This is a genomic window from Bacillus sp. FSL L8-0654, assembly GCF_038629965.1.
Classification (GTDB): domain Bacteria; phylum Bacillota; class Bacilli; order Bacillales; family Bacillaceae; genus Bacillus; species Bacillus safensis.
Genome location: NZ_CP152026.1, coordinates 1,843,939 through 1,863,583, shown reverse-complemented (window position 1 = coordinate 1,863,583; position 19,645 = coordinate 1,843,939). Strand labels below are relative to the sequence as shown.

The following is a 19,645-nucleotide window of genomic DNA, read 5'->3' as shown; positions in this document are numbered from 1 at the left end:
GGGGGAGAGAAACGATGACTTATAATCAACTACCACAACCACAAGGTCTCTACCGTCCTGAATTTGAACATGATGCATGTGGAATCGGACTGTACGCCCATTTAAAAGGGGAGGCGACACATAGCATCGTCAAAAAGGGATTACAAATGCTGTGCCAGCTTGATCATCGCGGCGGGCAAGGCAGTGATCCGTATACAGGTGATGGTGCCGGTTTAATGGTACAGCTGCCAGACGCTTTCTTTAGAAAGAACTGCAAAGAATTTGCACTTCCTGAAAAAGGCCGTTACGGGGTAGGAATGGTCTTCTTTTCAAAAGATGATGACGAAAAAACGCGTCAAGCCATCGAACAGAAAATCAACGGGTTCATTAAACAAGAAGGCCAAACATTAATTGGCTGGAGAACGGTTCCTGTCGATGCCGGAAAAATTGGTACTGTCGCAGCGAAGAGCTGTCCGGTTGTGAGACAGGTCTTTATCGGAGCAAACGACAAGATCACAGATCGTTTGTCATTTGAACGAAAATTATATGTCATCCGTAAACAGGCTGAGAACTGGGGAACAAGAGAAGAAAAACAATTTTACTTTGTCAGCCTGTCGAGTCAAACCATCGTATACAAGGGGCTTTTAACATCAGATCAAGTCGATGCTTTTTATCTTGATCTACAGGATGAAACATTTGTTTCTGCATTTTCACTTGTCCATTCAAGATTTAGTACAAATACATTTCCTACATGGGAAAGAGCCCATCCAAACCGTTACTTAATTCACAACGGAGAAATCAACACATTAAGAGGGAACATCAATTGGATGAGAGCAAGAGAGCAACAATTCGTATCTGAAGCCTTCGGAGACGATTTAGACAAGATTTTGCCAGTGCTGAATGCAGACGGAAGTGATTCATCCATTTTAGACAATGCCTTTGAATTCTTTGTGCTTGCAGGCCGTACACCTGCTCATACAGCAATGATGCTGATTCCTGAGCCTTGGACGGAAAACACGCACATGTCGAAAGAGAAACGGGCATTTTATGAATACCATAGTTCTCTCATGGAGCCATGGGATGGACCAACAGCGATTTCCTTTACTGACGGGAAACAAATCGGGGCCATCTTAGACCGAAATGGATTAAGACCGGCAAGATATTATGTCACGAATGATGATCATATCATTTTCTCTTCTGAGGTTGGCGTAATCGACACAAATGAAGAAGATGTTAAGTATAAAGATCGACTTGAGCCAGGCAAAATGCTGCTCATTGATTTAGAAGAAGGACGAATTATTTCTGACGAAGAAGTGAAATCGGCCATTGCGAATGAACTTCCTTATCAAAAATGGCTCGATGAAGAAATGGTCCACGTCAATCGCTCGGAAGAAAATTCAGAAAATTCTAGTATAATGGATGATTTATTGACGCGTCAGCGTGCGTTCCATTATACGTATGAAGACATTCAAAAGTATTTAATTCCTTTACTAGAGGAAGGCAAGGATCCAATCGGTTCAATGGGAAGTGACACACCGCTTGCTGTGTTATCAGATCGTGCGCAGTCTCTTTTTCATTATTTTAAGCAGCTGTTTGCACAAGTCACGAACCCGCCGATTGATGCCATTCGTGAGCAGCTCGTGACATCAACCATGACTTGGTTAGGTGCCGAAGGCGATATTTTACATCCGAATGAATATTCATGCCGAAGAATTAAACTTTATACACCGGTCTTAACGAGCGGGCAATTTAACGGCTTGAAAACGATTGTTCATAATGCCTTTAAAAGCAAAACAATCCATACACTTTTCACCGATGATTTAAAACGCGGACTGGATGCGATGTTTGAAGAGGCGGAAAAAGCGATCAGAGAAGGTGTCTCTTTATTAATCCTTTCAGATCGTGAAATGACAGAACAAAAAGTACCGATTCCACCACTTCTTGCGCTAAGTGCACTTCATCAGCATCTTGTGCGTCAAGGCCTGCGGACAAAGGTCAGTCTGATCGTTGAATCTGGAGAGGTGAGAGAGGTCCATCATTTTGCCGCACTAATTGGCTACGGGGCAGATGCGATCCACCCTTACCTTGTCTATGAAACGTATAAACAGCTGATTGCAGACGAAGCGATCTCGATCAGCTTTGATGAAGCTGTTACAAAGTTTGGTAAAAGCGTGACAGAAGGTGTCGTCAAAGTCATGTCCAAAGTGGGAATTTCCACTGTGCAAAGCTATAGAGGCGCGCAAATCTTTGAAGCAGTTGGGATTAGTGAAGACGTCATTCAAGCGTATTTCACAGGAACAGCTTCTCAGCTTGGCGGAATTGATCTTGACACCATTGCTCATGAGGCAAAACTCCGCCATGAAGCAGGGTATCAAGCAGCAACTGACCAGACACTTGAATCAGGCAGTGAATTCCAGTGGAGAAAAAATGGAGAGCATCATGCCTTTAATCCAAAAACGATCCATACGCTCCAGTGGGCATGCCGTAATGAAGATTACGATCTATTTAAACAATATACAAAAGCAGCGGATGAAGAAAGAATCGGCTTCCTCAGAAACTTGTTTGCATTTCAGCCAAAACAAAAGCCGGTTCGTCTGGAAGAGGTTGAATCTGCTGAATCCATCGTGCGCCGCTTTAAGACAGGTGCCATGTCATTTGGATCTTTAAGTAAAGAAGCGCATGAGGCACTTGCGATTGCGATGAACCGAATTGGCGGTAAAAGTAACAGCGGAGAAGGCGGAGAAGATCCTGCCCGCTTTACAGTAGATGAACATGGTGATGACCGCAGAAGTGCAATTAAACAAATCGCTTCTGGCCGATTTGGTGTGAAAAGTCATTACTTAGTCAATGCAGATGAACTGCAAATTAAAATGGCGCAAGGGGCAAAACCTGGAGAAGGCGGACAGCTGCCAGGAAATAAAGTGTATCCTTGGGTTGCCGATGTACGTGGTTCTACGCCAGGTGTCGGATTGATTTCACCACCGCCGCATCATGATATTTATTCCATTGAGGATTTGGCACAGCTGATTCATGATTTGAAAAACGCGAACCGTGATGCACGCATCAGTGTCAAGCTTGTATCTAAAGCCGGCGTTGGCACGATTGCAGCAGGTGTAGCAAAAGGAACTGCGGACGTCATTGTCATCAGTGGTTATGACGGCGGTACTGGAGCTTCACCGAAAACGAGTATTAAACACACAGGGCTTCCTTGGGAGCTTGGATTGGCAGAAGCGCATCAAACCCTTGTGTTAAACGGGCTTCGCGAGAGAGTCGTTCTTGAAACAGACGGAAAGTTAATGACTGGCCGCGACGTTGTGATGGCTGCGATTTTAGGAGCAGAAGAGTATGGCTTTGCGACAGCTCCACTTGTCGTGCTGGGCTGCGTGATGATGAGAGCATGTCATTTAGATACTTGCCCAGTCGGTGTAGCCACACAAAATCCAGAGCTCCGCAAAAAATTCATGGGTAACCCCGATCACATTGTGAACTTCATGATGTTTATTGCAGAGGAAGTAAGAGAAATCTTAGCGGAACTCGGCTTTACATCAATGGATGAATTAATCGGACGCACGGACGTCCTAGCGGTCAGTGAACGAGCAAAAGCTCACTGGAAAGCAGGCCAGCTAAACCTTGAAACACTGCTTTATCAGCCAGAAGGAGCGCGGACATTCAGAACACCGCAAAATCATAAAATTGATGAATCACTGGATATGAATGAAATCCTTCCTTATGTGCAAGAAGCGCTGAATCATCAAACACCGGTTGATCTATCATTGAACATTCGCAATATCAACCGTGTGGCCGGAACCATTACTGGCAGTGAAGTGTCTAAGCGCTACGGGGAAGAGGGCTTGCCAGAGGATACCATCACACTAAGATTCACTGGTTCAGCTGGACAAAGCTTCGGCGCATTTGTGCCAAAGGGCATGTCTCTCTATTTAACAGGTGATTCAAATGACTATATCGGCAAAGGACTCTCAGGAGGCAAAATTGCTGTTAAAACGTCTGATCATTTTGTACAAAATGGACATGAAAACGTCATTGTAGGGAACGTTGCATTTTACGGCGCAACTAGCGGAAAAGCTTATATTAACGGGCGTGCTGGTGAACGATTTGCTGTTCGTAATTCAGGTGTACATGTGGTTGTTGAAGGAATCGGAGATCACGGCTGTGAATACATGACTGGCGGACGTGTCGTTATTTTAGGAGACGTTGGGAAAAACTTTGGTGCAGGTATGTCTGGCGGTGTGGCTTACATCCATACATCGGATGCAAAACAGTTCAAAAGAATGTGCAATATGGAAATGATCATGTTTGAAAAGCTCACAGATCATGAAGAAGAACAAGAAGTGAAACAAATGATCAAGGAACACCTTGATTATACAAACAGCTCAAAAGCAGCAGCACTTCTTGAAAACTGGGAGCAAGAAAAGGATCAATTCATCAAAGTCATTCCGAGAAATTACAAAATGATGCTTCAAAGCATCGAAGAACAAAAACAAGCGGGCCTCAGTCATGAAGAAGCGGTGATGTATGCCTTTGAAGCAAACACAAAACCGAAAAATCAAGAAACGGCAAACGGGCAAAAAGCAGCCCTCGCTCATTAAGAAAGGGGAGAGGACAATGGGCAAAGCAACAGGTTTTATGGATTATAAAAGAGAAAAGCCAAATGAACGTGACCCTCTCACTCGTCAAAATGACTGGAAAGAATATTCAGCTCCTTATACAGATGACGTATTGAAGAAGCAGGGCGCTAGATGTATGGATTGCGGAACACCGTTTTGTCAAATTGGGATGGAGATCAGGGGCGGCGTGTCTGGCTGCCCGATCTACAATTTAATTCCAGAGTGGAATGATCTTGTCTATCGCGGAAGATGGAAAGAAGCTCTCGAAAGACTTCAAAAAACAAATAATTTCCCTGAGTTTACTGGGAGAGTATGTCCGGCACCTTGTGAAGGGTCATGTACAGTCGCTATCAATGATCCAGCTGTTTCGATTAAAAATATCGAACGTACGATCATTGATAAAGGCTTTGAAAATGGATGGATCACACCAAGAATCCCTTCAAGCCGTACAGGGAAGAAAATTGCCATTGTCGGCTCAGGACCAGCAGGACTTGCAAGTGCTGATCAATTAAACCAAGCAGGGCACGCTGTAACAGTGTTCGAGCGTTCTGACCGTCTTGGCGGACTGCTGACATACGGGATTCCGAATATGAAGCTCGATAAAGAAGTGGTCGAGCGAAGAGTCAAACTTCTAAGACAAGAAGGCATTGACTTTGTGACGAACACAGAAATCGGTGTGGATATTACTGCTGATGAACTGAAAGAGCAGTTTGATGCCGTTATCCTTTGTACAGGTGCACAAAAGCAGCGTGATCTATTGATTGAAGGCCGGGAAGCAAAAGGGATTCACCTTGCGATGGATTATTTAACCCTGGCAACGAAAAGCATGCTTGATTCAGGATTTAAAGACAAAAACTTCATTGATGCAAAAGGAAAAGACGTAATTGTGATTGGCGGAGGAGACACAGGTGCAGACTGCGTTGCAACTGCACTTCGCCAAAAAGCAAAAAGTGTTGTTCAATTCGGGAAGCATCCAAAGCTTCCGGATACACGTGTAGGGGATAACATGTGGCCAGAACAGCCTTATGTCTTCTCGCTGGATTATGCTTATGAAGAAGCACAAGCCAAATTCGGAGAAGATCCGCGTCAATATTCAATTCAAACCACAAAAATTGTGGCAGATAAAAATGGGAAATTAAAAGAGCTTCATACCATTCAAATGGAAAAGGTGAAAAACGAACAAGGGAAGTTTGAATTTCATGAGATTCCAGGAACAGAGAAGGTATGGCCTGCTCAGCTCGTCTTTATTGCAATTGGTTTTGAGGGAACTGAACAGCCGCTTGTGAAACACTTTGGCGTGGACAGCAAAAACAATCGCATTGACGCAAAATATGGGGAATATACAACAAATGTAGAAGGCGTATTTGCAGCGGGAGATGCAAGACGCGGGCAAAGCTTGATTGTCTGGGCAATTAATGAAGGCAGACAAGTGGCGCACGAGGTAGACCGTTATTTAATGGGGAGTTCGGTTCTGCCAAAATAGGTCAAACAAAGGGTGTTACAATATAAAGAAAAGCCATGACCAACGTGTGGTCATGGCTTTTTATGATTCAGAAATGGTATGGTTGATCAACACTTTTTTACGTTTAAGCTGCGATACGACTAAACAGAGGAAGACAATCAGAACAAAAAGAGAAATGGTCAAAAAGCCAAACGTATATGAGCCAGTCAATTCTTTTAAACTGCCAAGAATATTAGGTAAAAAGAATCCGCCAATGCCTCCAGCAGCCCCAACAATTCCGGTCACAATCCCAATTTCTTTATGAAATACTTGAGGCACCAGCTGAAAAACAGCGCCATTTCCCATCCCAAGGCACATCATCCCGGCAAATAAAAGCGCAATGACCACAGGTAAAGCTGGAAGACTGCTCACTCCCCCTAAGCAGATGCCGATGATTCCGAATAATCCAAGCAGTACTTTCATTCCACCTATTTTATCGGCAATGAGACCGCCCACAGGACGAAAGAAGCTGCCTGCCGCCACACAAAGGGTCACAAAATCACCAGCATGAATCTTCGAAACCCCATATTGATCCACAAAGAAAATACTGAGGAAACTGGAAAGCCCGACAAACCCTCCGAATGTGATTGCATAAAGCAGACAGAAAAACCATGTCGATTTCACTTGAAATACTGAAAAGTACGACCGAATCGGCTGAGGAGCGGGCTGATTTGGTGCATCTTTTGCAGTGAAAATAAAGAACAAAAAGACAAGACTTAACGGAATCAGAGCGAGCCCCATTACGGCATGCCACCCGTAAATCTCCGCAAGCCTTGGACCAAATAATGTGGAGATCAGTGTTCCACTATTCCCGGCGCCTGCAATCCCCATAGCTACTCCTTGTAAGTGAGGAGGATACCAGCGGCTTGCCATTGGCAGAGCAACAGCAAAACTTGCTCCTGCTACTCCAAGCAAAATCCCAATCAGTACGAGCTCTGAAAGGGTTGTACCAGCGATGAACCCCCAAATGAGCGGAATGGTCGTTAAAAGCATTCCCATCACTGCAGTCTTTTTAGGTCCTATTCGATCGGTGAATAAACCGAGCACAATCCGAAAAAAAGAACCAGATAGAATTGGAATGGCCACAATCATGCCTTTCTCTACGGTTGATAAAGCAAAATCTTGCGCAATAAAAGCACCCAGCGCCCCTAACAAAACCCAGATCATAAAGCTCACATCAAAATATAAAAAGGAACCAAACAATGTCTTAGGATGACCACTTGATTTTAATTCTGAGAGTTTCATAAAACGCCTCCTCTATTGAATTTTCTGACTTAAAGATAGCGAGTTCACTTATGTAATGAAAGTATTATGTGAGAAAAATTGACATGAATAAACACTTTTTTACAAGTGTGTGCCATAATCAATCCATACAAAGTGCTCGAGCAAGAGGCTTAGAAAGGTTGATTTCAGATGGCAAAACGCAAACTTGTGTTTATCGGAAACGGCATGGCGAGTATGAAATGTATCGAAGAGATCATTCAAAAGCAGCCAGAACATTACGCCATAACAGTCATTGGAAAAGAGAAGCACTCTGCCTACAATCGAATAAAACTTTCGCCCATTTTACAAAAAAGCGAATCATTAGCTCAAATTGAACTAAAGGATAAAGAATGGTACACCGCGCATGACATCACATTGTACAAAGGAGAATCAGTTATACATATTGATACAAATCGAAAATGTGTCATGACAGATGCGCGCCGGGAAATTTCCTATGACAAGCTCGTCATTGCAACGGGTTCATCGCCGAATTTTCTTCCTATTCAGGGTGTGTCCAAAAAAGGGATATACGCTTTTCGGACAATTGATGATTATGAGGCCATTTGTGCGGATGCGGTGCATTATCAACAAGCAGCAGTGATCGGAGGCGGCGTGCTTGGTGTGGAGGTGGCAGCTGGTCTGCAGATTGCGGGGCTGGAAACCACCATCATTCATCATACGGAGCGGCTCATGCAGCGACAATTAGATGAAACAGCCGCCGGATTATTACAGCGACAATTTATACGAAAAGGGATTCAGGTGAAAACAAATGCCCATACCATTGCATGCTTAGGCGGTGAGAGGGTAGAAGGCGTTCTATTGAAAAATGGCGACATCGTGGAGGCTGATCTTGTTGTTTTTACAACAGGTATCCGTCCGAATATACAGCTTGCAGAGAATCATGGCATACACACGAGAAAAGCCATTGTTGTCAATGACGTGATGGAGACAAATATCCCAAATATTTATGCGATTGGAGAATGTGCAGAGCACAAAGGGATGGTGCACGGTCTTGTTCAACCCGTTTATGAACAAGCAAGCGTGCTCGCTAAGCATCTTTTAGGGGAAAAAATCACACATACACCCAAGCCCATTTACTCAACAAAATTAAAAGTACCTGATTTGCCGATTTATTCTGCTGGATGTATTGAACATCATTCTCCGTTTATGTCAGCTGTGACTTATTTAGATGAAGAGCAAGAGGTATATAAAAAATTCGTCTTTGAACGTGAGGCGCTGGCAGGCATTTTATTCGTCGGAGAGCTGGAGCATGCCGATCAGCTTTTGCAAGATGTGAAAGTGGGACGTGATAAAAGTGTGGTCATGAAATCCCTTTATGAAAAGCAAGCATCCCCACTAGATTCATTAAAAATGGAAGATCTCGTCTGCCAATGTCAAACCGTTACAAAAGGGACGATTTTAAAAAGCATTTCGGTTCATCAGCTGACAAACTTAGAAGAGGTGAAAAAACAGACAGGGGCAGCAACCGGGTGCGGCGGGTGTCAAGAGCTCGTCCGTGCTTGCTGCCAGTTATCATCACATGAACAAACGGAATCGCAGGCCTTTTATTGTCCATGTACAGAAGCAGATGAGCAGACCATTTTTTCGTTTATTAAAAAGCAGCAGGTGAATGCTGAAGAAATAAGAAGACATTTTCAATGGAAAACGAATCACGGCTGCGGCATCTGCCGGCCGGCCATTCAATACTATCTCGAGCAATTTCAAGGATCGGTGGAAAAAATCGGCGCTGCTGAGCAGGAAGACATGTTGATTCCTCAATTATATGGAGGCCGGCTTGATTTGGATTTTTTGAAAATCATTACGTCTTTGTTAGAGAACAGGCTGATTGAGCAGGCAGAGCTGACAAAGCATAAACGAATACGGCTTATCGGTGTGTCAAAACAGGCGGCACAAATCGTCAAAAATCATTGGCCAATTATGCCCAATGAGAAAAGAAGACTATCTCATATCCTTTCATGCGACTGCAGTGATCCAGCAGTCACGTCACTTGTGATAGAGCTGGAAAGACAAGTGGAAGATACACTTTTACCAGCTGTCACCTCCATTCATATCACCGGTGCTTCCTGCACGTGTAAACTTGCTCCAATTGATGACATCTGTCTGAAAAAGCAGCTGGGTGAATGGAACATTTATATAGGAGGCCAGCTTTTTTACACCTTGGCTCATTCAAGTGAGCTTATCCCTTTTTTTAAAGCGCTGCTTGAAGAGTATAGGAAAAATGCTTACTTTCAAGAATCCATTGGTGATTGGCTTTCCCGGCAAGGGAACATTTCTATTCGAGAAAAGTTGCTTGATGAGGAAATAAGAGAAGAGCTCTGTGCGCAATTTGACCAAAGCAGACAAGAAAATGTAAGTCATAAGGATGTGAAGGTATGAGTCAATCTTTTTTACAATATGCCCAGCAAAAATCAAAGCAGGAAGAACAAAAGCGAGTGTTCCCAGCCCAATGTCCTTTTTGCAGTATGCAGTGCAAAATGCAATTAATCGAGCAGCATGTGGAAGGGCGAACACGCTACCAAACGATTGGTGTACACAATCCAACTACGCACGGAAGACTTTGTATGAAAGGACAGCATGCCCACCAGCACGCGCTCCATAAAGATCGCCTGAATCACCCGCTGATCAAAAGAAACGGACAGTTTGTAAAAGCGACATGGCAGGAGGCTCTTGAGGAAATCAAAACAAACATAGAATCCCTTCAGCTGTCACATGGCCATGATGTGATCAGTGTGTACGGAAGCGCATCAATTACAAATGAGGAAGCGTACTTACTCGGGAAATTTGCAAGAGTGGCGCTGAAAACAAAATACATCGATTATAACGGGAGACTATGTATGTCTTCGGCAGCAACTGCCGCAAATCAAACATTCGGACTTGACCGTGGCCTGACCTTTCCTCTAAGCGACATCAAGCATGCACGAGTGTTGATATTGGTTGGAACGAATATAGCGGAATGTCAGCCAACCTTCCTGCCCTACATCGAAGAGGCGAAAAACAATGGCGCATTTCTCATCGTCATTGATCCGCGCAGAACTCCGACAGCCCAATTAGCCGATTTACATGTCAGCCTAAAACCAGGGTCAGATGCCGCACTGGCAAACGGCATATTGCACATCATGATGCATGAGCATTTAATCGATGAATCATTTATTCATCAACGAACGTCAGGTTTCCAAGAACTAAAGGAGCATATCTCACGCATCTCCCTGCCAGACATAGCTGAGCAAACCGGCGTGACGATTGATGTGATGCAGAAAATAGCAAGGAAATTCGCACAAGAAAAGACAGGCATGATTTTTACAGCAAGAGGCATTGAGCAGCAAATAGACGGTACAGCCTCTGTGCGTAATTTCCTGAATATTCTGCTTGTTACTGGGAAGATCGGCCGCTTTGGATGCGGCTATGGCGCAATAACCGGCCAGGGAAATGGCCAGGGAGCAAGAGAGCATGGGCAAAAAGCAGATCAGCTTCCAGGATATCGAGATATCTCAAACCCTGCTCACAGAAAAGAAATGGCTGAACGATGGAACATTGATGAAAAAGAACTCCCAGGAAAGGGTGTGTCTGCTTTTGAGATGTTTGAAAAAATGGATGCAGGTGAGATCAAAGCGCTCTTTTTAATGTGCTCAAATCCTGTCCAGTCAGGGCCGAACGCGCACTTGATTCAGCAAGCCATCAAGAACTTGTCCTTTTTTGTTGCCGTTGATTTATTTATGTCTGAGACAGCTGCGCTGGCAGATGTAATTTTACCGACTTCGTCATATTTAGAGGATGAAGGTACCGTGACAAACATAGAGGGGCGCGTTACGCTTAGAGAAGCAACATATCCACTTAAACACCAAAGAAAGCACGATTGGCAAATCATTTGTGAAATAGCAGCTGTATTAGGAAAAGGCAGCCATTTTTCCTTTTCATCCGCAGAAGAGATCTTTGAGGAAATAAGAGCCGTAACGAAAGGTGCAAAGGCTGATTATTCAGGCATAACCTATGAAAGGCTGAGGAAGGAACAAGGCATAAGGTGGCCTTGTACTCATTTAGAAGACCCGGGAACTGAAAGATTATTTGAACATGCATTCTCACATTCTGACAGTTTAGCGAAGTTTGCCGTTGTCACACATGGAAAAAAGGCTGCAAAGGAACCCGTCAGTCAAGAATACCCTCTTTATTTAACGACCGGCAGGGTGATGGCTCATTACCAAACAGGCGTTCAAACAAGAAGGAGCACCTCTCTTGTTGCCAGACAGTTTGAAGCATATGCAGAGCTTCACCCTGACACAGCGAAAACGTATGGACTTCAGCACGGGGAGCTCGTGACCATCAAGTCAAAAAGAGGAAGTGTCATCATCAGATGCCGCATATCAGACACCATTCGAAAAGATACCGTATTTGTTCCATTTCACTGGAGCAAACATCAATCAATTAATCAATTAATTGATGATCAACTAGATCCGCAAAGTAAAATGCCAGGCTTTAAATATTGTCCTGTACAGCTGTCAGCCGGCGTGAATGAAAAACTATGTGAGAAATTTTAACATGTATTTTCCATCTATGTTTAGATTATGGTACTTTCTAAAAAATGATCACATGAGGGGTGTTTTATCATGAAAGAAAAACTCGTATTAGTGGGGAACGGTATGGCCGGCATTCGAAGCCTTGAAAACATTTTAAAAACAGACGGCGAACGTTTCGACATGACGGTATTTGGGACTGAACCGCATCCTAACTATAACCGAATTCTTTTATCGAAAGTGCTTCAAGGGGATACGAAGGTCGAAGATATTACGTTAAACGATTGGAACTGGTATCAAAAGCATGATATTCAGCTGTTTACAAACGAGACCATAGTGAAGATCGATACAGAGAACCAAACAGTCACCAGTGATCAAGGACGGACCGTGCATTATGACCGATTGATTTTAGCAACAGGGTCACTTCCATTCATCCTTCCAATTCCAGGGAGTGATAAAAAAGGCGTGACGGCTTTTCGTACATTGCAAGACACTGAGGAAATGGTCAATGCCTCTACTATGTACAAAAAAGCAGCAGTCATCGGAGGCGGACTCCTTGGGCTTGAAGCAGCACGCGGTCTATTAAACTTAGGCATGGAAGTGAATGTCATCCACCTCAGCTCTCATTTAATGGAACGCCAGCTAGACCCTATTGCAGGCCAGCTTCTTCAAAAAGCATTAGAAGAACAGGGGATGAAATTCCTGTTAGGAAAACAGACAAATGAGATTTTAGGAGATACAAGAGTAGAAGGATTATCATTTTCAGACGGCACTACACTTGAGACAGACCTAGTCGTCATGGCTGCGGGAATTAAACCAAGTAAAATGCTTGCAGAAATAAGCGGGCTTGAAGTGAACCGTGGGATTATCGTCAATGATTTTATGGAAACAAGTGTCCCGGGCATTTATGCCGTCGGAGAATGTGTGGAACACAGGGGACAAACGTACGGATTAGTTGCTCCTTTATACGATCAAGCGACTGTACTTGCCAAGCATGTATGCGGCTTGAACCCTGCTCCATATGAAGGCTCTGTTCTGTCAACACAGCTGAAAGTATCAGGAGTTGATGTATTTTCAGCTGGTGATTTTATTGAAAACGATGAGAAAAAAGCGATTAAGATTTTTGACGAACAAAAAGGCATCTATCAAAAACTCGTCTTCCAGCAAAACCGATTAGTAGGCGCCGTCATGTTTGGAGAAACAAGCGACGGACCTCGTTTATTCTCGTACATTAAAGAAGGAATAGATATGTCGGATATGGAGAAGGTATCTGTCTTAACCTCCAATGATCCGGCGCAAGAAAGCACGATTGACAGCATGGCAAACGACCATATCGTTTGCGGCTGTAATGGCGTGTCAAAAGGGCAGATTGTGGAAGCCATTCAGAAAGAAGGCTTAACAACGTTTCAGGAAGTCAAGCAATGTACAAGTGCCTCACGATCTTGCGGAGGCTGTCAGCCTGTTGTCGAAGAGATTCTTTGGCATACGCTAGGTGAGGATGCAAGCCGGACAGCCCAAAAAGAAACCATCTGCGCCTGCACTACCCTTTCACGAGATGAAGTCATTCATGAAATCAAAGAGAAAGGGCTGCAGCATGTCAAAGAAGTGATGAATGTACTTGACTGGAATACAGAAGAGGGCTGTTCAAAATGCCGCCCTGCACTGAATTATTATTTAGGCATGCTTCATCCACTTGAATACAAAGATGAAAAGAGCTCACGCTTTGTAAATGAACGCATGCACGCCAATATTCAAAACGATGGCACCTATTCAGTTGTTCCGCGAATGTACGGCGGCGTCACCAATGCAAATGACTTGAGAAAAATAGCCGATGTCGTCGACAAATATGAAATACCGCTTGTGAAAATGACTGGCGGTCAGCGTATTGATCTTCTAGGTGTCAAAAAAGAAGATTTACCTAAAGTGTGGGCGGATCTAGATATGCCATCGGGTTATGCATATGGAAAATCTTTAAGAACAGTTAAAACATGTGTTGGAGAACAATTTTGCAGGTTCGGCACGCAGGACTCCATGGCTCTTGGAATTGCACTTGAAAAGAAATTTGAAGGTCTTGCGACACCGCATAAAGTAAAAATGGCCGTCTCTGCTTGTCCGAGAAACTGTGCAGAGTCCGGAATTAAAGACCTCGGTATTGTGGGGATAGATGGAGGGTTTGAATTGTACGCCGGCGGAAATGGCGGCACACACCTGCGGGCTGGAGATTTATTAATGAAGGTCAGTACAGCAGAAGAAGTAGAGCAAATGGCCGCAGCATACCTGCAATATTACAGAGAAACGGCAAATTATTTAGAAAGAACCTCTGCTTGGGTTGAGCGACTTGGGTTAGATCATATTCAATCAGTACTCCTGGATGATGAAAAACGAGCAGCCTTAATCGAAAGAATGGACATTGCGCTTTCAACATATGAAGAGCCTTGGCAGGAGCTTCGTGAGAGTCAAAAAGACACGAGACAATTATTTCAAAAAGCGACGGCTTCCGTATAAATCAATTGAAGGGATGAGATCATATGACAGTTTCAGTTGTTAAAGTTCACATTGGCACCCTATCAGATTTTCCGCTACAGCTAGGTAAAACAGTTGAAGCCGGTACACTTGAATTAGCTGTTTTTCAAACCTCTAATAAGCAGTTCAAAGCCATTGAAAATCGCTGTCCTCATAAAGGCGGCGTTCTGGCTGAAGGCATGGTCAGCGGGAATCACGTTTTCTGCCCAATGCATGATTGGAAAATTGATCTTTCATCAGGAAACGTGCAAGCACCAGATCACGGATGCGTTAAAACATATGAAACATTCGTTGAAGGGGACAATGTCTTTATTTTATTGCCTTCATAAATGGTTTAGATCCTTCCTTTCATGTATATGCTGTATATAAATGCAGCAAGAAAGGAAGGAATTTTTGTGCCGTTCGTTAATATTTTGATTGAACTCTTAATCGGATTTTTCGCTTTATTTTTTATTACAAAATTATTAGGGAAAACACAATTTGCACAAATCACACCGTTTGATTTCATTTCTGCACTAATTTTAGGCGAAATGGTCGGAAACGCTATTTTTGATCCGGAAGTCAGGATTCAGCACATTTTATTTGCTGTTGCAGTATGGGGCGTTCTCATTTATACAGTTGAATGGCTTTCACAGCGCTTTAAATCCATTCGCGCTTTTTTAGAAGGAAGACCTACTCTTGTGATTGATAAGGGGAAGATTCACTACAACCGGTTGAAGAAAAATATGCTTGATATCAATCAGCTGCAGACACTGGTTCGCGCAAAAGGCCATTTTGCCCTGAATGAAATTGAATATGCTATTTTGGAAACGGACGGCTCTGTCAGCGTTCTTCCGAAAATGAAATACGCCCCAGCCACAGCCGAAGATGTGAACGTGAAGGGAAAAGAAGTGAAATTGCCTAGAACGTTTATTATTGACGGCGAAATTTTAAAAAAAGATCTTCAAGAAGCCGGCTTTGATGAATCTTGGCTGAATGAGCAATTAAAAAAGCAGCATATTTCCTCTTATCGAGACGTTCTATTTTGTGAATGGGTTGAAAATGAAGGGATTTATGCGATGCAATATGAAAAGTCTAAAAAAACATCCACAACATAAAAACGTGGGTGTTTTTTTGTGCGTGTATGGAATAGGATCAAAAAGAATGTTTGATGAAAACGTTCACAAAATGAGGAGGAGATATGTGATGAAATATAGAAACGTATGGATTGTTATGGTCTTGTCTTTCTTTCTTTTTGACTTCGCTTCACTTCAAGCAGCAGAAGCCGGGCATAACCGCGTCCTTGTCGTTGATCAAAAGGGAAGCGGGACATACCGCACCGTTCAGTCTGCCATTGATGCGATTCCAGCAAACAATCAACAACCGGCAACGATCTATATTAAAAATGGCGTATATAAAGAAAAAATTTTGCTTCCGCAAAATAAACCACACGTATCCTTTATTGGCGAAAACCAGCACAAGACGATCCTTACGTATGATGATACAAATGCAAGCACTGGGAGTACAACAAACAGCTCAAGCACAATGATTCGTGCAAACGATTTTTATGCAGAAAATATCACCTTTCAAAATACAGCTGGCAGACATGCTGGTCAGGCAGTTGCGCTGTATGTGTCTGGCGACCGGGCTGTGTTCAAGCAAATACGCGTGTTAGGCTATCAAGATACACTTTATGCAACAGGCACAGGGCGGCAATATTATGAAAACTGCTATATTGAGGGCACGGTTGATTTTATTTTTGGATCAGCCACAGCTGTGTTTAAAAGAGCTGAAATAAAAAGCCTTGGAAATGGGTATATTACTGCAGCATCCACAACAGAAGCGCAAAGGTACGGCTATGTATTCATGGACTCTACGCTGAAAAAGGGGACGGCAGCTGCGCAATCGGTTTATTTAGGACGTCCGTGGAGACCTCATTCGGCTGTAACATTCCTCCATACAAAAATGGATGACCATATAAAAGCCGAGGGATGGCATAACTGGGATAACCATGACAACGAAAGAACGGCAAGGTACAAAGAATTTGGATCGACAGGAGCAGGAAGCAGCCCAGCAAACCGCGTAAAATGGTCAACCATTTTAACCCAAAATGAAGCAAGTCAAATCACAGTTCAGGCTGTTCTTGGCGGAGCCGATGGCTGGAATCCAGAAAAGAGGTAAAGGGCTTGTCAGTTTTCGTCAAAGAAAGCTGACTTTTCTGTTTAAAAAACCTTTGAGAACAAACGTTCTTTTGTGTATAATGAACATATTCTTCTAAAATTGGCTGCAACAAAAAGGAGGGATTGCGTGAAGCGTTTTTCACAGCTCATGTTTTTACAAATATGTATCCTGTCGATTTTATTTCTCCCTTTTTCAGCGAAAGATGAACAACTCAAAGCTCGTGACGATTCCCTTCATTGGATCACAGCTTTAGACGAATTCATACGAACAGCACCTGATTTAGAGGGCGCGATCTCTGGCATCAGCGTCCGCGATACTTCTGACACATCTCTTCTTTATGAACATCAAGCCGATATTCGTCTCACTCCTGCTTCTAATATGAAACTGCTCACATCAGCCATCGCACTTGATATACTTGGAGAAACACACACATTCCCTACAGACATCTGGATGGATGGTTCCATTCAAAAGAAAACGCTACATGGCAGCCTTTATCTTCGTGGCACCGGCGATCCAACTTTATTAGAGGAGGATTTTGCAGCACTCGCCAAACAGGTCAAAAAGGCCGGAATACATACCATTCGCGGGCAGCTTGCGGCAGATGACACTTGGTTTGATGACACGAGATACTCCATTGACCTGCCTTGGAGTGATGAGGATCAATATTACGGGGCACAAATTTCTGCTCTCACGGCTTCACCGAATCAAGATTATGATGCAGGGACCGTGATTCTCGAAGTAAAACCAGGAAAAAAAGCAGGACAGAAAGCCGCATATGATATGATCCCAAAGACGGATGTCGCTCAAGTCATCAATCAAGTGAAAACAGTTCCAGAAGGTGAAAAAAAGAAAATCTCTTTTAAGCGCTCTCACGGAACCAACAAGATTACGTTGACTGGGACTATTCCTGTTAAAGCGAGCTCATCTAAACAATGGGTAGCTTTATGGGATCCGTCCGCCTATGCTTTAGACTTAATGAAACGAGCGTTAAAGGCGGAAGGGATTCAAGTAAAAGGACCGCTGAAATCAAAACAAGTTCCTAAAAAAGCCAAAAAAATTGCCTCCCATACATCGATGCCATTATCAGAGCTGCTTGTTCCTATGATGAAATTAAGCAACAATACCCATGCAGAAATTTTGCTAAAGGAACTAGGGAAAAAAGTGAAGAACAAAGGGAGCTTTGAAGCGGGTCTGGATGTCATGAATGAACGGCTTCCTGCGTTTGGCATCGATCCTTCGCTTGCAGTGCTGCGTGACGGATCGGGCATATCACCTATTAACCTTGTCTCTGCTAACCAGTTCACTTTATTTTTGACAAACATTCAAAAGGAAAAATGGTTTAAAACCTATGAACATGCGCTCCCTTTAGCAGGGGCAAGTGAACGAATGGTGGGGGGAACGTTAAGAAACAGATTGAAGGAACCAGCTACACTAGAAAAAGTACGTGCAAAAACAGGGTCGTTAACAACGGTCAGCACACTTTCTGGATATATTGACACGCAGGGCGGGAAAACGCTCGCTTTTTCCATCTTATTCAATCACCTTGTTGATGACGAAAAAGGGAAAGAGATAGAAGACCGTATTGTCAGCATACTAGCTGAGAATCTTTAGATTTAGAGAGAGAAGGAGAACCATCATGACGTTAGATAATAATCAATCTTTAGTAAAAACCATGTCCATTTTTCTCATCCCGCTTTTGCTAAGTAATATTTTGCAATCGATCGGACAATTAGTGTCTATTGTTCTTGTCGGAAGATGGATTGGAGAGGATGCAGTAGCTGCCATTTCTGCATTCTTTCCGCTTTTCTTTTTACTCGTTTCTTTTTCCATTGGAATTGGATCGGGAAGCTCGATCCTTATTGGACAAGCGTATGGAGCAAAAAATGAACAGAAATTAAAAGAAATTATTGGCACAACGCTTTCATTCACTTTTTTGATCGGAGTATCTTTAGCGATCATTGGAGGTTTTTTCGCAACAGACATCTTAAACCTTATGGGAACACCCGCTAATATCGTGGAGGAAAGTGCGGGCTATGCTAGAATTCTATTCATCTCAATGCCGATCTTATTTCTTTATTTTGTTTATACGACCTTCTTGCGAGGGACAGGGGATTCGAAAACGCCATTTTATTTCTTAATGATTAGTACGGCAACGAATATTTTGATGCTGCCCATTTTATTATTTGGATGGCTGGGACTGCCAGCGTTCGGCTTATACGGCGCTGCGTATGCTTCTGTGATTTCAACAATTGTGACATTTATCATTCTACACATCTACTTATATAAGACAAAGCACCCGCTTCGCATTGATGCATCGGTGAGAAAGCATTTATTGATGAAAGGAGATCTATTAAAAACGTTATTAAAGCTCAGTATCCCATCAAGCATTAATATGATCCTCATTTCTTTATCAGAAATTGCCGTTATTTCTTTCGTCAACGATTATGGATCACAGGCAACAGCTGCCTATGGTGTTGTCAATCAAGTCGTGAGTTATGTGCAGATGCCGGCAGTGAGCCTTGGCATTGCGGTCTCGATCTTTGCAGCTCAATTCATTGGCGCGGGAAATATGAATCGACTGAAAGATGTCATTAAAATTGGGTTAGGTCTTAACTTTGCCATAGGCGGATGTATCATTATTTTCGTTTATATTTTTGCACCGCAGATTTTATCTATTTTTTTAACAGACCCTGGCACGATAGATATTGCCTATAGTTTGGTCGTCATTACATTATGGAGCTATCTCATTTTTGGAACGGCCCAAATTGTTGCAGCCACAATGAGAGCAAGCGGGACGGTTCTTTGGCCGACGATCTTTAGTATTTGTTCCATTTGGCTTGTAGAAGTACCAGTCGCTTATGTGCTATCGCACTATACATCTCTTGGCATTAAAGGAATATGGATTGGCTACCCAGCTGCTTTCTTTGTGAACTTACTCCTCCAATACAGCTACTATCAGCTCGTATGGAAGAAAAAACAAATTATCTCGCTTGTTCAATCATAATGTAAAGGTGTGAGGCAGCATATACATACGAAGATCTCTCACTTTTAAGGAGGCCGAATCT

Annotated in this window: 11 protein-coding genes; 10 read left to right on the top strand and 1 reads right to left on the bottom strand. The window is 43.2% G+C overall.

Going from position 1 to position 19,645, the window contains the following annotated elements; all coding sequences use genetic code 11:
• Positions 1-14: 14 nt before the first annotated feature.
• Positions 15-4,586: a glutamate synthase large subunit gene (gltB, locus tag MHH65_RS09335; RefSeq protein ID WP_061109231.1), complete on the top strand. Its 4,572-nt coding sequence runs from the start codon at positions 15-17 to the stop codon at positions 4,584-4,586.
• Positions 4,587-4,602: 16 nt separating this feature from the next.
• A complete protein-coding gene (gltD, locus tag MHH65_RS09330) occupies positions 4,603-6,087 on the top strand; it encodes a glutamate synthase small subunit (RefSeq protein WP_024428371.1) in 1,485 nt (494 codons plus the stop codon).
• 60 nt (positions 6,088-6,147) lie between these two features.
• On the opposite strand, the gene MHH65_RS09325 is transcribed toward gltD, so the two are convergent.
• The gene (locus tag MHH65_RS09325; protein ID WP_034280687.1) at positions 6,148-7,350 is read right to left on the bottom strand and encodes a nitrate/nitrite transporter; all 1,203 of its coding nucleotides are present in this window, start codon (positions 7,348-7,350) and stop codon (positions 6,148-6,150) included.
• Positions 7,351-7,518: 168 nt separating this feature from the next.
• On the opposite strand from MHH65_RS09325, the gene MHH65_RS09320 reads away from it, so the two are divergent.
• The 8 genes from MHH65_RS09320 (at position 7,519) to MHH65_RS09285 (ending at position 19,584) form a co-directional block, all read left to right on the top strand.
• On the top strand, positions 7,519-9,765 hold the full coding sequence (locus MHH65_RS09320) for an FAD-dependent oxidoreductase (RefSeq protein ID WP_335351005.1): 2,247 nt from the start codon (positions 7,519-7,521) through the stop codon (positions 9,763-9,765).
• Positions 9,762-11,921: a molybdopterin oxidoreductase family protein gene (locus MHH65_RS09315; protein WP_335351004.1), complete on the top strand. Its 2,160-nt coding sequence runs from the start codon at positions 9,762-9,764 to the stop codon at positions 11,919-11,921. The genes MHH65_RS09320 and MHH65_RS09315 overlap by 4 nt, the downstream gene beginning before the upstream one ends.
• 69 nt (positions 11,922-11,990) lie before the next feature.
• Positions 11,991-14,402 carry a nitrite reductase large subunit NirB gene (gene nirB / locus MHH65_RS09310; protein ID WP_080943454.1) on the top strand — a complete coding sequence of 804 codons (2,412 nt, stop codon included), beginning with the start codon at positions 11,991-11,993 and terminating at the stop codon, positions 14,400-14,402.
• A gap of 23 nt (positions 14,403-14,425) precedes the next feature.
• Positions 14,426-14,749, top strand: coding sequence for a nitrite reductase small subunit NirD (nirD, locus tag MHH65_RS09305; protein ID WP_024422642.1), 324 nt, complete (start codon positions 14,426-14,428; stop codon positions 14,747-14,749).
• Positions 14,750-14,815: 66 nt separating this feature from the next.
• Positions 14,816-15,517 carry a DUF421 domain-containing protein gene (locus tag MHH65_RS09300; RefSeq protein ID WP_025093153.1) on the top strand — a complete coding sequence of 234 codons (702 nt, stop codon included), beginning with the start codon at positions 14,816-14,818 and terminating at the stop codon, positions 15,515-15,517.
• Between the two features lie 88 nt (positions 15,518-15,605).
• Entirely contained in the window at positions 15,606-16,580 is a 975-nt protein-coding gene (locus MHH65_RS09295) for a pectinesterase family protein (protein ID WP_335351003.1), read from the top strand.
• Positions 16,581-16,706: 126 nt separating this feature from the next.
• Complete coding sequence (gene dacB / locus MHH65_RS09290; RefSeq protein WP_335351002.1) at positions 16,707-18,191, top strand: D-alanyl-D-alanine carboxypeptidase/D-alanyl-D-alanine-endopeptidase; 1,485 nt, start codon at positions 16,707-16,709, stop codon at positions 18,189-18,191.
• Positions 18,192-18,216: 25 nt separating this feature from the next.
• The gene (locus tag MHH65_RS09285; protein WP_098677730.1) at positions 18,217-19,584 is read left to right on the top strand and encodes an MATE family efflux transporter; all 1,368 of its coding nucleotides are present in this window, start codon (positions 18,217-18,219) and stop codon (positions 19,582-19,584) included.
• Positions 19,585-19,645: the final 61 nt, after the last annotated feature.